This is a genomic window from Thermomonospora cellulosilytica, assembly GCF_014138835.1.
Lineage (GTDB): Bacteria > Actinomycetota > Actinomycetes > Streptosporangiales > Streptosporangiaceae > Thermomonospora > Thermomonospora amylolytica.
Genome location: NZ_JACJII010000001.1, coordinates 5,317,883 through 5,332,545 on the forward strand (window position 1 = coordinate 5,317,883; position 14,663 = coordinate 5,332,545).

Genomic DNA, 14,663 nt, shown 5'->3' on the forward strand with positions numbered 1-14,663 from the left:
GTAGTCGACCGGCGCCCGCCGCCCGCGGGTCAGACGACCGCGGCAAAGCTCTGCGGAGCGGGGATCGTCCGGCCCGCGCACTCGGGGTCTGGGGGTCGTCCCCCGGAACTACAGGGTCAGAACAGCAGCGGGTCGAACGCGACCGCCGCGAACAGCAGCGCCAGGTAGGCGTTGGACAGGTGGAAGAAGCGCATCGGCCGCAGCTTCACCCCGGCCAGCCCGGCGCGGACCCCGCGCAGCAGCCGGTGCCCCTCGGCCAGCAGCACCGCGCCGAGGACCACCGCGACCGCCCCGTAGACGACGCTCATCTGAGCGACCGGCCACAGCGCCAGCGAGCACAGCACGGTCGCCCAGGTGTAGGCCAGGCTCTCCAGCACCACCCGCCGCTCGGTGGCCACCACCGGCAGCATCGGCACCTTGGCGACCGCGTAGTCCTCGCGGTACCGCATCGCCAGTGTCCAGGTGTGCGGCGGCGTCCACAGGAACACCACCATGAACAGCACGAACGGGGTCCAGGCGAGCGAGCCGGTGACGGCGGCCCAGCCGATCAGCACCGGCATGCACCCGGCGATCCCGCCCCACACCACGTTCTGCGAGGTGCGCCGCTTGAGCAGCAGCGAGTACACGAACACGTAGTAGGCGATGGCGCCGGCCGACAGCGCGGCGGCGGCGGCGTTCACGGTCAGCGCGAACCCGGCGGTCGAGGCCGCGGCCAGCACGATCCCGAAGGTCAGCGCCTCGGTGGGGGTCACCTGGGCGCGGGCCAGCGGGCGCCGCCGGGTGCGCCGCATCTTGGCGTCGATGTCCCGGTCGATGTAGCAGTTGATCGCGTTGGCCGCCCCCGCGGACATGGTGCCGAACGCCAGCGTGGCCAGCACCGTCCCCAGCGGCGGCAGTCCCCCGGCCGCCAGGAACATCGCCGGCAGCGTCGTGATCAGCAACAGCTCGATGACACGCGGCTTGGTCAACGCCACGTAGGCGCGCAGCAGCGCGCCGAACGGGCGGCGGGCCGCGTGCGCCGGCACGGCGGCGTCCACCGCGCCGACCGTGGCCGCGCCCGCGATCTCGGTCCCGGGCTTGTTTATGAGCACCGTCACAGCTGATCCATGTCCATGTACGTCCCCGGAGGTCTCCGACCCCCGTCGGTGCCCCCGCGACTGGGCCGCACCTCGGCTTGTGAAGCTTGAAGCGGCCTGTCGTCAACCGCGCAATCACTGTAGTGCGACACCCCCGAGGTCCTTGCACCGGGGCACCGGAGGGAGGGGCGCCCGGAGGGCCGGAACGCACCCCGCCGGGTGAGGGCGACCCCACCCCCGCGTTCACTCCGGCGGGTGGTTAGGCGCGCAGGGGTTGGGGCAAGGGTCGGACGGGCAAGCCGACACGCCACGGTACAGGGCGTCCCCGATGCATCGCGGAACGATCGGCCCGGATGCTTCTTGGATAGGCTCGGAGCCGCGGTGCGTAGGCGGTCCCGGCCCTGGCGAACGGAACGGCGGCGAGCGGTGGCGTGATCCGGACGGCGGTCCGGGCCGTACGGCGGAGTTAGAAGTGGCGTCCGCCTCCCGGGAGGCGGACGCGGATCCTGAGAGAGGAAGCTGAGCGTTCCGGTGACTACGGACAGCAGCACGATGGAGTGGTCCGACCTGGACCGGCGGGCCGTGGACGTGATCCGCGCCCTGGCGATGGACGCGGTCGAGGAGGCGGGTTCGGGGCACCCCGGCACCGCGATGAGCCTGGCCCCCGCCGCCTACCTGCTCTTCCAGCGCTTCCTGCGGCACGACCCGACCGACCCGGCCTGGCCGGGCCGGGACCGGTTCGTGCTGTCGGCGGGGCACTCCAGCCTCACCCTCTACATCCAGCTGTACCTGTCGGGGTACGGGCTGGACATCAGCGACCTCAAGGGGCTGCGCAAGTGGGGCAGCCTCACCCCCGGCCACCCCGAGCACGGGCACACCGCGGGCGTGGAGACCACCACCGGCCCGCTGGGGCAGGGCCTGGCCAACGCGGTCGGCATGGCGATGGCGGCGCGCCGCGAGCGCGGCCTGTTCGACCCCGACGCCGAGCCGGGCACCAGCCCGTTCGACCACCACGTTTGGGTGATCTGCTCCGACGGCGACATCGAGGAGGGGATCAGCCACGAGGCGTCCGCGCTGGCCGGGCACCAGCGGCTGGGCAACCTGATCGTCCTGTACGACGACAACCACATCTCGATCGAGGACGACACCGCGATCGCGCTGTCGGAGGACGTGCTCAAGCGGTACGAGGCCTACGGCTGGCACGTGCAGCGGGTGGACTGGACCGCCGACGGCGAGTACCGCGAGGACGTGGGCGCGCTGGCGCGGGCGCTGGAGGAGGCCAAGGCGGTCACCGACCGGCCGTCGTTCATCGCGCTGCGCACCATCATCGGCTACCCGGCGCCCAACAAGCAGAACACCGGCAAGATCCACGGGGCGGCGCTGGGCCCCGAGGAGGTCGCCGCCACCAAGCGGATCATGGGCATGGACCCCGAGCAGATCTTCGCGGTGCCCGGCGAGGTGCTGACGCACGCCCGCAAGGTCATCGACCGGGGCCGTGAGCTGCACGCCGAGTGGAACAAGGCGTACAAGGCGTGGCGGTCGGCGCACCCGGGCCGGGCCGCGGAGTACGACCGGATCGCCGAGCGGCGGCTGCCGGCGGGCTGGGCCGACGCGCTGCCGACGTTCCCGGCGGGCAAGGAGGTCGCCACCCGCGCCGCGTCCGGGGAGATCCTGACCGCGCTGGCGCCGGTGCTACCGGAGCTGTGGGGCGGGTCGGCGGACCTGGCCGAGAGCAACAACACCACGATGAAGGGCGAGCCGTCCTTCATCCCCGAGGAGTTCCAGACCAAGGCGTTCCCGGGCAACCCGTACGGCCGCACGCTGCACTTCGGGGTCCGCGAGCACGCGATGGGCGCGATCTGCAACGGCATCGCCCTGCACGGCGGCACCCGCCCCTACGGCGGCACGTTCCTGGTGTTCAGCGACTACATGCGGCCGGCGGTGCGGCTGGCGGCGCTGATGAAGCTGCCGGTGACGTTCGTGTGGACGCACGACTCGATCGGGCTCGGCGAGGACGGCCCGACCCACCAGCCGGTGGAGCACCTGTGGTCGCTGCGCGCGATCCCGGGCCTGGACGTGGTGCGCCCGGCCGACGCCAACGAGACCGCGGTGGCCTGGCGGACGATCCTGGAGCACACCGACCGGCCCGCCGGGCTGGCGCTGACCCGCCAGAAGGTGCCGACCCTCGAGCGGGACGGGGAGCTGGCGTCCGCCGAGGGCGTCGCCAAGGGCGGCTACATCCTGGCCGACGCCTCCAACGGCCGCCCGAACGTGATCCTGATCGCCACCGGCAGCGAGGTGTCGATCGCGCTGGAGGCCCGGCGGATCCTGGAGTCCGAGGGCACCCCGACCCGGGTGGTGTCGATGCCGTGCGTGGAGTGGTTCGAGGCGCAGGACGAGTCGTACCGCTACCACGTGCTGCCGCACTCGGTGCGCGCCCGGGTCGCGGTCGAGGCCGGGGTGGGGCTGGGCTGGCGGACCTACGTCGGCGACGCCGGCGAGATCGTCAGCCTGGAGCACTTCGGCGCCTCCGCGGACTACAGGACGCTGTTCCAGCAGTTCGGCTTCACGCCGGACCGGGTGGTGGCCGCCGCGCACGCCAGCCTGATCAAGGCCGGCGTGGAGGGCCAGGGCCGCGGCGAGACGACCGGGAACTGACACACCCCCCGTCAGACCAAGGAGACACCGGTGAGCGAGATACTGCAGAGGCTCTCGAGCGAGGGCGTGGCGATCTGGCTGGACGACATCAGCCGGGACCGGCTGCGGACCGGCAACCTGGAGGGACTGGTCCGCGACCGGCAGGTGGTCGGGGTCACCTCCAACCCCACCATCTTCGCCAAGGCGCTGAGCAAGGGCGACGCCTACGACGGGCAGCTGCGCGACCTGGCGGTGCGCGGCGTGGACGTCGAGGAGGCCGTCCGGATGATCACCACCTACGACATCCGGTGGGGCTGTGACGTGCTGCGGCCGGTGTACGAGCGCAGCGACCACGTCGACGGCCGGGTGTCGATCGAGGTGGACCCGCGGCTGGCCCGCGACGCCGAGAAGACCGTGGCCGAGGCGCGGGCGCTGTGGTGGACGGTGGACCGGCCCAACCTGTTCATCAAGATCCCGGCGACCCTGGAGGGGCTGCCGGCGATCACCCAGGCGATCAGCGAGGGCATCAGCGTGAACGTGACGCTGATCTTCTCGCTGGAGCGGTACGGCCAGGTCATCGACGCCTACTTCGAGGGGCTGGAGAAGGCCCGCGCGGCGGGCCGGGACATCTCCCAGATCGCCTCGGTGGCCTCGTTCTTCGTCAGCCGGGTGGACACCGAGATCGACAAGCGGCTGGACAAGATCGACTCGCCCGAGGCCGGGGCGCTCAAGGGCAAGGCCGGGGTCGCCAACGCGCGGCTGGCCTACGCGCTGTACGAGGAGAAGTTCGCCTCCGACCGGTGGAAGGCGCTCAAGGACGCCGGGGCCCGGCCGCAGCGCCCGCTGTGGGCGTCGACCGGAGTGAAGGACCCGTCCCTGCCCGACACCCTGTACGTGGACGAGCTGGTGGCGCCCGGCACGGTCAACACCATGCCGGAGGCGACGCTGGAGGCGGTGGCCGACCACGGGCGGATCCGCGGCGACTCGGTCCGCGGCGCCTACGACGACGCCCGCGCCCACATGGCCGCCCTCAAGGAGGCCGGCGTGGACTACGACGACGTCGTACGGGTCCTCGAGGAGGAGGGCGTGGACAAGTTCGAGGCGTCCTGGAAGGAGCTGCTCGGCACGGTCGAGCGCGAACTGGCCGACAAGGGGGGCGCCCGGTGACATCGGTCGTCACTGCGGGCGGCGTGTCGGTCACGATGCGCGGCCCGGTGGTCGACGAGGCCGAGGCGGTGCTGGACCGGCTGGTCACCGACGGGGTCCCGGCCTCGCTGATGGCCAAGAACGCCCAGTTGTGGGGTCCGGAGGCGGTCGAGGAGGCGAGCAGGCGGCTGGGCTGGCTGGACCTGCCGGAGACCTCCCGGCCGCTGCTGCCCGAGCTGGCCGCCCTCGTCGAACGGGTCCGCGCCGACGGGCTGGACCGGGTGGTGCTGGCCGGGATGGGCGGCTCGTCGCTGGCCCCGGAGGTGATCACCCGGACCGCCGGGGCAGAGCTGACGGTGCTCGACACCACCGACCCGCAGCAGGTCGCCTCCGTCGTCGCGGACCGGCTGGAGCGCACCGTGGTGGTGGTGTCCAGCAAGAGCGGCGGCACCATCGAGACCGACAGCCACCGGCGGGTGTTCGAGCAGGCGTTCCGCGACGCCGGGATCACCGGCGAGGACCTGGCCCGCCGGTTCGTGGTGGTCACCGACCCCGGCTCCCCGCTGGAGAAGACCGCCCGCGAGGCCGGCTACACGGTGGTGCTGGCCGACCCGGACGTGGGCGGCCGCTACAGCGCGCTGACCGCGTTCGGGCTGGTGCCGAGCGCGCTGGCGGGCGTGGACGTGGCCCGGCTGCTGGACGAGGCGGCGGCGCTGGTCCCGGCGCTGCACCAGCCGTACGACAACCCCGGCCTGGCGCTGGGGGCGGCGCTGGGCGCGTCGGCGCTCGGCGGGCGCGACAAGCTGGTGATCGCCGACCACGGGTCGGGGATCACCGGGTTCGGCGACTGGGCCGAGCAGCTGATCGCCGAGTCCACCGGCAAGGAGGGCAAGGGCATCCTGCCGGTGGTGGTCGAGGGTCCCGACGCGCCCGGGTTCGCCGAGGCCGAGGACGTGCGGCGGGTGCTGCTGGGAGCCCGGCCGGAGGACTCCGGGCTGGGCGTGTCCGGCCCGCTGGGCGCCCAGTTCCTGCTGTGGGAGTACGCCACCGCGGTCGCCGGGCGGGTGCTGGGCATCAACCCGTTCGACCAGCCCAACGTGCAGGAGTCCAAGGACAACACCGCGGCGCTGCTGCGCGGGGCGGCCGAGGGCGAGGCCCCGACGGTGGTGGCGGGCGAGCCCGCGCTGGTGGTCGGCGCGGTGGAGGTGCACGCCCCCGCCGAGCTGCTCAGGGGCGCCACCGACCTGACGGGGGTGCTGGAGGCGGTCGTGGCGGCGATCCCCGAGCACGGCTACCTGGCGGTGATGGCGTACCTGGACCGGTTCGCCGACGCGGGCGCCGAGCGGCTGCGGCCGCTGCTGGCGCAGGCCACCGAGCGGCTGCGCAAGACCCCGGCGGCGGTCACGTTCGGCTGGGGGCCCCGGTTCCTGCACTCGACCGGCCAGTACCACAAGGGCGGTCCGCGCAACGGAGTGTTCCTGCAGATCACCGGGGAGTCCGCGCAGGACGTGCCGGTGCCGGGCAAGCCGTACACGCTGCGCTCGCTGCAGCTGGCGCAGGCGTTCGGGGACCTGCGGGCGCTGCGCTCGCGGGGCCGCCCGGCGGTCCGGCTGCACCTGCGGGACCGCGCCGCCGGGGTGGAGCAGCTGCTGTCCGCGCTGGCCTGACCGTCACCGTTCGCCCGGATCCGGTGCCGATGCCCCGGATCGACACCGGATCCGGGCGTTTTTCGCTGCGCGGCGGGGCCCGGTCCTGGAACGATTGGATCGGGAGGGAGGAACGGTGGCGGCCTTCGACGTGATGACCGGCGGCGGCGTGCTCGACGCGGCGCTGCGGGCGCGTGAACGGCTGGCGGGTTCCGGGCTGGCGCAGGCGCTGGCGGGCCGGGATCCGCGGCCGTGGGGCCGCCGCGCCGACGAACGCGCCCGGCTCGGCTGGCTGGACCTGCCGAAGACCTCCCGGATGCTGGTGGACCGGCTGGCCGTCCCGGCCGCCGAGGCCCGCCGGGACGGGCTGGACCACGTGGCGCTGATCGCGGTGGGCCCGGAGGGGCTGGCCGCGCGCGCCGTCGCCGAGGCCGGCGGTGCCGCCGGGGACGCGCTGACGGTGCTGGACGGCGGGGACCCGGCGGCCCTGGAGCGCACGCTGCGGCGGCTGGACCGCACGCTGGTGGTGCTGGCCAGCAAGGCCGGGGTGTCCATCGAGGGCGACGCCCACCGGCGGATCCTGGTGCAGGCGTTCCGGGAGCTGGGGCTGGGCGACGCCGAGATCGCCGCGCGGTTCCTGGTGATCACCGACCACGGCAGCCCGCTGCACGGGTTCGCCGACGGGTGCGGCTACCGGGTCGGGCTGACCGATCCGGGCCTGCCCGGCCACTTCGGGGCGCTGTCGGCGTACGGGCTGGTGCCGGCGATGCTGGCCGGCGCGGACGTGACCGCGCTGCTGGACCAGGCCGCGGCGGCGCTGTCCGCGCTGGGGCCGGGCACGGACGGTCCGGGGCTGCTGCTCGGCGCGGTGCTGGGCGGCTGCGCCCGCCCGGGGCCCGGCGTCCCGGGCCGCGACAAGGTGGTGCTGCTCGGCCCGGACGGCCTGGTCGGCTGGCTGGCGCAACTGGTGGCGACCGGCACCGGCGGGCGGGGCCGCGGGATCCTGCCGCTGGAGCCCGCGGGCCGTCCGGATCCGGATCGCGCGCCCGACGTTCACACGGTGGCGCTGGGCGGCGCGTCGGGCCATGACGCCGACACCTCGGTGTGGGGGCCGCCGGGCGCGCAGTTCCTGGTGTGGGAGTACGCCACTGCGGTGGCCGCGTGGCTGCTGGACGTCGATCCGTTCGACGAGGGCGCGGTCTGGGCGCGGCGGGCCGAGGAGGACGCGGCGGCCATGCTGCGGCGGCCGGCGGAGCCGCCGGCCGGGGATCCGGACTTCGTGGACGGCGGCGTCGAGGTCCGCGGCGGCCCGGCGTCGGGCGGCTGGTTCGGGCGGCCGGGGCTGCGGGGGGCGCTGGACGCCCTGCTGGACGACGTCCCGCCCGCCGGTTACCTGGCGGTGGTGGGGCATCTGCCCGGCCAGGGGCCGGTGCGGCGGCTGGCGGCGGCGCTGGCGCGGCGCAGCGGCCGTCCGGTCGCCTGCGGGACGGGGCCCGGGCATCTGCACGGCACCGGGTCGTTCCACATGGACGGGCCGCGCACCGGGGCGTTCCTCGTCCTCACCGGGGAGGCCGCCGGCGACCGTCCGGTCCCGGGCCGCCCCTACACGCTGGGCGGGCTGCGGACGGCGCGGGCGCTGGCGGACGTGCGGGCGCTGCGCCGCCAGGGGCTGCCGGTGCTGTGGCTGCATCTGCGCGATCCGGCGGCGGACGCGGCGCGGCTGGTCGAGGTGATCACCGACGGTGATCACCGCGCTTGGCGCCGAACGACCGGGGAAAGAGGGGCGTATACCTGATGTTGACCGCACATGTCCGGCATGGAGCGCCGGACGCGCGGGCCGCGGGCGGCGCGCCGGCCGGGCGCCGGACCCGCCGCGACGGCCCGGTACCACTGATAGGAACGGTCCAGGAAGCCGGCAGGGGGACCCAGAGGTGACCATCAGACCCAATCCGTTGCGGGATCCGCGCGACAAGCGGCTGCCCCGGGTGGCCGGGCCCAGCGTGCTGGTGCTGTTCGGGGTGACCGGCGACCTGTCCCGCAAGAAGCTGCTCCCGGCCATCTACGACCTGGCCAACCGGGGGCTGCTGCCGCCGGGCTTCTCGCTGATCGGGTTCGCCCGCCGCGAGTGGGCGCACCAGGACTTCCGTCAGGTGGCCTACGAGTCGGTCAAGGAGCACGCCCGCACCCCGTTCCGCGAGGACGTCTGGACGCACCTGTCCCAGGGGATGCACTTCGTGCCGGGCGAGTTCGGCGACCCGGGGGCGTTCGACGCGCTGGCCATGGCGGTCAAGGAGCTGGACGCCACCCGCGGCACCGGCGGCAACTACGCCTTCTACCTGTCGATACCGCCCAAGTTCTTCCCGCAGGTGGTCGAGCAGCTGCAGCGCTCGGGGCTGGCCGAGGCCGAGCGGGGTTCGTGGCGCCGGGTGGTGATCGAGAAGCCGTTCGGCCACGACCTGGCCAGCGCCCAGGAGCTGAACCGCACCGTGCACCGGGTGTTCCCGGAGGAGTCGATCTTCCGGATCGACCACTACCTGGGCAAGGAGACGGTGCAGAACATCCTGGCGATGCGGTTCGCCAACACGCTGTACGAGCCGATCTGGAACCGCTCCTACATCGACCACGTGCAGATCACCATGGCCGAGGACATCGGCATCGGCGGCCGGGCCGGCTACTACGACGGGATCGGCGCGGCCCGCGACGTGATCCAGAACCACCTGCTGCAGCTGCTGGCGCTGACCGCGATGGAGGAGCCGACCTCGTTCAGCGCCGAGGCGATCCGCGCCGAGAAGGCCAAGGTGCTGTCGTCGGTGCGGCTGCCGGCCGACCTGTCGCGGGCCACCGCGCGCGGCCAGTACGCGGCCGGCTGGCAGGGCGGCGAGAAGGTGCGCGGCTATCTGGAGGAGGACGGGATCCCGGCCGACTCGCGCACCGAGACGTACGCGGCGATCAAGCTGGAGATCGAGTCCCGCCGCTGGGCGGGGGTGCCGTTCTACCTGCGCACCGGCAAGCGGCTGAGCCGCCGGGTGACCGAGGTGGCGCTGGTCTTCCAGCGCGCCCCGCACCTGCCGTTCTCCGAGACCGACACCGAGGAGCTGGGGCAGAACGCGCTGGTGATGCGGGTGCAGCCGGACGAGGGCATCACGGTGCGGTTCGGCTCCAAGGTGCCCGGCACGGCCATGGAGATCCGCGACGTGAACATGGACTTCGCCTACGGGGAGTCGTTCACCGAGCACTCCCCCGAGGCCTACGAGCGGCTGCTGCTGGACGTGCTGATCGGCGACCCGCCGCTGTTCCCGCGCCAGGAGGAGGTGGAGCTGTCGTGGCGGATCCTCGACCCGGTCACCGAGTACTGGGCCGAGCACGGCAAGCCCGAGCAGTACAAGTCCGGCGGCTACGGGCCGGAGTCGGCCGACCTGCTGATGGCGCGCGACGGGCGCGCCTGGCGGCGGCTGTGACGACCAGGGGGACGGACCGTTGAACATCGACCTCACCGACACCACGACCCGGCGGATCCAGAGCTCGCTGCGGCAGGCCCGGCACCTGATGGGCGGCCCGGCGGTGGGCATGGTGCTCACGCTGGTGATCGTCACCGACGAGTCGGCGCAGTACGACGCGGTGCGGGCGGCCAACGAGGCGGCCCGGGAGAACCCGTGCCGGGTGCTGACGGTGATCTCGCGGGAGTCGCGGGGCAGCTCCTCGCGGCTGGACGCCGAGATCCGGATGGGCGAGACCGGCCCGGGCGAGACGGTGCTGCTGCGGATGTACGGGCCGCTGGCCGAGCACGCCGACTCGGTGGTGGTGCCGCTGCTGGTGCCGGACACCCCGGTGGTGACCTGGTGGCCGGGCGGGCGGCCGCCGTCGCGGCCGGGCTCGGACCCGCTGGGGGCGCTGGCGCAGCGCCGGATCACCGACGCCTACGCCGCGCAGGACCGGCTGGGCACGCTGGCCCGGCTGGCCGAGGGCTACCAGCCGGGCGACACCGACTTCACCTGGACCCGGCTGACGGCGTGGCGGACGCTGCTGGCCTCGGCGCTGGACCTGGAGCACGCCGAGATCACCGGCGGCGTGGTGGAGGGCGAGCCGGACAGCCCGAGCGCCGAGCTGCTGGCCGCCTGGATGTCGATCCGGCTGGGCGTTCCGGTGCGGCGGGAGATCTCCGAGGGGCCGGGGCTGACCGCGGTCCGGCTGCACACCCTGGACGGCGACATCGCGATCACCCGCCCGGACGGCCGGGTGGCGACGCTGTCGCGGCCGGGGCAGCCGGACCGGCAGGTGTCGCTGCACCGGCGGCCGATGTCGGAGCTGCTGGCCGAGGAGCTGCGCCGGCTGGACCCCGACGAGGTGTACCAGGAGGCGGCGGCCCGCTACCTCAAGGACCTGGCCGTGGGAAGCGCCTCATGACCGCTCCCACGGTGCTGGTGCACCACGACCAGACGCTGCTGGCCAGAGCCGCGGCGGCGCGGCTGGTGACCCGGATCGTGGACGTGCAGGCCGCCCGGGGCACCGCGTCGATCGTGCTGACCGGCGGCGGGGTGGGCACCGCGGTGCTGGCCGAGCTGAACGCCACCGGGGCCCGCGACGCCATCGACTGGGGCCGGCTGGACATCTGGTGGGGCGACGAGCGGTTCCTGCCGTCCGGGGATCCCGAGCGCAACGAGACCGGGGCGCGCGCCGCGCTGCTGGACCACGTCCCGGTCGATCCGGCGCGGGTGCGGGCGATGCCGCCCAGCGACGGGCCGGACGGCCCCGACCCGGAGGCGGCGGCCGAGCGGTACGCGTCCTGGCTGCGGGCGGCGGCCCGGCCGGAGGACCACGGCCCGGTGCCGTCGTTCGACGTGCTGATGCTGGGGGTGGGTCCGGACGCGCACGTGGCGTCGCTGTTCCCGGAGATGCCGGCGCTGCACGACGAGCGGCCGGTGGTGGCGGTGCGGGGCGCGCCCAAGCCGCCGCCGACCCGGATCAGCCTGACGCTGCCGGCGATCCGGGCGGCCCGCGAGGTGTGGGTGCTGGCGGCCGGGGAGTCCAAGGCGGACGCGGTGCGGCTGGGCCTGTCCGGGGCGGGACCGATGCAGGTCCCGGTCGCCGGGGCGCGCGGCCGGCAGCGGACGCTGTTCCTGCTGGACCGGGCGGCGGCGGCCAAGCTGCCGCCGGGGCTGGAGCGGCTGGCCTCGCCGTAAGGCGGGCTCAGGCGGGTTCAGGCGTCGCGGCGCAGCACGATCATCGCCACGTCGTCCTCGCGGCGCCCGAACGCGGCCAGCACCCGGTCGCTGAACGCCTCCAGGTCGGGGTCGGCGTCGGCGGCCAGGACGCGCAGCCGTTCCAGGTTGTCGGAGATCGGCACGCCGCGGTCCTCCACCAGCCCGTCGGTGTGCAGCAGGACCAGCCCGCCGGGCGGCACCCGGACCTCCTCCACGCTGATGTCCTCGGCGGGGAAGCCGAGCAGCAGGCCGCCGCCCGCCCCGAACCGGGCCCGCCCGCCGACGGCGAACAGCGGGGCCATGTGCCCGGCGCTGGCGACCTGGACGGCGCCGTCGGCGGGGCCGAGGGTCAGCAGGCAGATGGTGGCGGTCTGGTCCTCGTGGTAGCGGCGCAGCACCCGGTTGAGGCCGGTCAGGATCCGCACCGCGTCGTGCCCCTCCACCGCGAACGCCCGCAGCGCGTGCCGCAGTTCGGCCATCACGGTGGCGGCGTGCAGCGAGTGGCCCTGCACGTCCCCGATCGCCACGAGCAGCCGGTCCCCGATCGGCAGCACCTCGTAGAAGTCGCCGCCGACCTCGGCCTGGCGGCTGGCCGGCTCGTACCGCAGGGCGAACGTCCAGCCCGGCACGTGCGGCAGGGCGGTGGGCAGCAGGCTGCGCTGCAGGGTCTCGGAGATGGAGCGCTCCTCGGCGTAGCTGCGCAGCGCCTCCACCGCGACCGCCACGGTCTGGCCGAGCTGGCGCAGCATGTTGAACTCGTCCTCGTCGAGCACCCCGTGCGCCTCGACCGCCAGGCACACCGGCGGCCGGCCGACCTTGGTGCGCGACATCACCATGGACACGTCGTCGGCGATGGCGGCGTCCGGCAGCACCTCCCGCCAGCGTTCGCCCGGGACGATGGCCACCGCCGTCCCGGTGCCCTGGCCGAGGGCGACGAACCGGCCGATCCGTTCCAGCATGTCGGGGCGGACGCTGCGGGGCCAGGTCTCCAGGGTGGGCGGCAGGCAGACGACCCGTCGCAGCCGCCCGTCCAGCGGCAGGATCATCGCCACCGACCGGACCCCGAACACCTCGGCGGCCCCGCGCGCCGCGGCGGCGGTGAGCCGGTCGAAGGTGTCGGCGGCGTTGATCGCCAGCGAGGCGCGGGTGAGCGCGGCCAGCCGCTCGGCGAGCCGTTCGGCGGTGCGGCGGGCCTGGTAGTAGCGCAGCACCGCCTGGACGGTGGCCAGGAACTCGTCCGGGTCGATGGGGTCGGTCAGGTAGGCGTCGGCGCCGCCGCGCAGCCCGTGGGCGCGGTCGGCGACCTCGACCGCCGACCCGGAGATGTGGATGACCGGCAGCGAGGCGGTGGCCGGGTCGGACTTGATCTGCTCGCAGACCTCGAACCCGCTGGCGTCGGGCAGCCGCACGTCCAGCACCACCAGGTCCGGCTCGTGGTCGGCCAGCCGTTCCCAGGCCTCGGCGGCCGAGGCCGCCTCGATGACGGTGTGCCCGGCCCGGCGCAGCCAGCTGCCGATGATGTAGCGCTTGGTCGCGGCGTCGTCCACCACCAGGGTGGTCAGCGGTGCCGGCGGTGCCGGCGGCAGGGAGCTCATCGCCGTTCCTCCCGGCCGTTCCGGGACGGCGGCCGCAGCGGGATCCGCACCGTCACGATGGTGCCGGCGCCCACGGTGCTGTCCAGTTCCAGCCCGCCGCCCATCGCCTCGGCCAGCCGCCGGGCGTACGGCAGGCCCAGTCCCGTGCCGCCGCCCCCGGCCCCGGGCACCTGGTAGAACTCCTCGAACACGCGTTCCTGCTCGGCCGCGGGGATGCCGACCCCGGTGTCGGACACCGTGAAGACCATGTGGTCTCCCTCGGCGCGGGCGCTCAGCCGCACCTCCCCCTCGCGGGTGAACTTCAGCCCGTTGGCCACCAGGTTGCGCAGGATGCGGGTGAGCATGGTCTCGTCGGTGACCGGCTGCACGCCGGCGGGCCCGGGGTCCGCCTCCAGCCGCAGCCCGGCCTCCTCGGCCATCGGCTCCATCAGCGAGCGCAGCCGTTCCAGCAGCAGCGGAACGTCCACCGGGGCGTTGCACAGGACCAGCCGGCCCTCCTCGGCCTTGGCCATGTCCAGCAGCTCGTCCACCAGCGCCAGGATGGTCTGCCCGGAGTGCGCGATCAGCTCCACCTGGTGCCGCTGCTCGTCGCTGAGCGGGTCGCCGCGGGTGTCCAGCAGCAGCCGGGCCAGGCCGATCATGGAGTTGATCGGGGTGCGCAGCTCGTGGCTGATGCTGGCCCAGAACCGGTTCTTGGCCTCCCCCGCCCTGCGCAGCTGGGCGGACTTGTCGTCCAGCTCGGCGTAGAGGGCCACCACGCCCTGGTTGGTCTCCTCCAGCTCCTGGGAGAGCTGGTTGTACATGGCCACCACGCCGCGGTTGGTCTCCTCCAGCTCGGCGTGCAGCGCCTGCAGCTCCTCGTGCTGGCGCTGGACGTCCTCCAGCGCCTCGATCAGCTCCCGGTTCTGCCGCTCCAGCTCGGCCAGCGCGGAGGTGGGCACCAGCTGGGCCAGCCGCTCGCGGACCCGGCGCACCCGCTGGTCGGAGGGCGGCGGACTGCCCGGCGGCAGGTCCTTGGACACCCGGACCACGGTGCGGTCGCCCTCGTCGTCGGCCCTGACCTGGTCGACCAGGCGGGCGGCGATCGCCATCGCCTCCCGGGGCAGCGGCCGGCCCGTCCGGCGGGCGACGCACATCTCCACCACCAGCGCCGGGTGACCGGCCCGCCGGATCCAGAACGCCGCCTCCACCGGCCCGTGCGCGGCGTACAGCTCCCGGCCGATCTCGCTGATCGCGGCGGCGACCCGGGTCAGGTCCGAGCCGGCCAGCCCGACCGCGTCGGCGGCCTCCCGCCCGGCCTGGCGGAACGCGAACAGGGCGGCCTGGTCGCGGATGTGCAGGCGCAGCAGTTCGAGGCTCACG

At 74.4% G+C, this 14,663-nt stretch carries 10 protein-coding genes; 7 read left to right on the top strand and 3 right to left on the bottom strand.

The window, feature by feature from the left end; all coding sequences use genetic code 11:
* Positions 1-116: 116 nt before the first annotated feature.
* Entirely contained in the window at positions 117-1,037 is a 921-nt protein-coding gene (locus HNR21_RS25165) for a heme o synthase (RefSeq protein WP_233359213.1), read from the bottom strand.
* Between the two features lie 591 nt (positions 1,038-1,628).
* Here HNR21_RS25165 and tkt point away from each other — a divergent pair.
* The 7 genes from tkt (at position 1,629) to pgl (ending at position 11,685) form a co-directional block, all read left to right on the top strand.
* Entirely contained in the window at positions 1,629-3,734 is a 2,106-nt protein-coding gene (tkt, locus tag HNR21_RS25170; RefSeq protein WP_182708825.1) for a transketolase, read from the top strand.
* Between the two features lie 30 nt (positions 3,735-3,764).
* Entirely contained in the window at positions 3,765-4,880 is a 1,116-nt protein-coding gene (gene tal, locus HNR21_RS25175) for a transaldolase (RefSeq protein WP_182707155.1), read from the top strand.
* A 35-nt stretch (positions 4,881-4,915) separates the two neighbouring features.
* Positions 4,916-6,526 carry a phosphoglucose isomerase-related protein gene (locus HNR21_RS25180; protein ID WP_182708826.1) on the top strand — a complete coding sequence of 537 codons (1,611 nt, stop codon included), beginning with the start codon at positions 4,916-4,918 and terminating at the stop codon, positions 6,524-6,526.
* 115 nt (positions 6,527-6,641) lie between these two features.
* A complete protein-coding gene (locus HNR21_RS25185) occupies positions 6,642-8,300 on the top strand; it encodes a phosphoheptose isomerase (protein ID WP_182707156.1) in 1,659 nt (552 codons plus the stop codon).
* Positions 8,301-8,436: 136 nt separating this feature from the next.
* A complete protein-coding gene (gene zwf / locus HNR21_RS25190) occupies positions 8,437-9,963 on the top strand; it encodes a glucose-6-phosphate dehydrogenase (protein WP_182707157.1) in 1,527 nt (508 codons plus the stop codon).
* 19 nt (positions 9,964-9,982) lie between these two features.
* Entirely contained in the window at positions 9,983-10,909 is a 927-nt protein-coding gene (gene opcA, locus HNR21_RS25195; RefSeq protein ID WP_182707158.1) for a glucose-6-phosphate dehydrogenase assembly protein OpcA, read from the top strand.
* Positions 10,906-11,685 (top strand): 6-phosphogluconolactonase, encoded by a 780-nt coding sequence (pgl, locus tag HNR21_RS25200; RefSeq protein WP_119730698.1) that lies wholly within the window; start codon positions 10,906-10,908, stop codon positions 11,683-11,685. The genes opcA and pgl overlap by 4 nt, the downstream gene beginning before the upstream one ends.
* 17 nt (positions 11,686-11,702) lie before the next feature.
* On the opposite strand, the gene HNR21_RS25205 is transcribed toward pgl, so the two are convergent.
* Entirely contained in the window at positions 11,703-13,301 is a 1,599-nt protein-coding gene (locus HNR21_RS25205; RefSeq protein ID WP_182707159.1) for a fused response regulator/phosphatase, read from the bottom strand.
* Positions 13,298-14,662, bottom strand: a complete 1,365-nt coding sequence (locus HNR21_RS36445) for an ATP-binding protein (protein ID WP_182707160.1) — start codon at positions 14,660-14,662, stop codon at positions 13,298-13,300. The genes HNR21_RS25205 and HNR21_RS36445 overlap by 4 nt, the downstream gene beginning before the upstream one ends.
* Position 14,663: the final 1 nt, after the last annotated feature.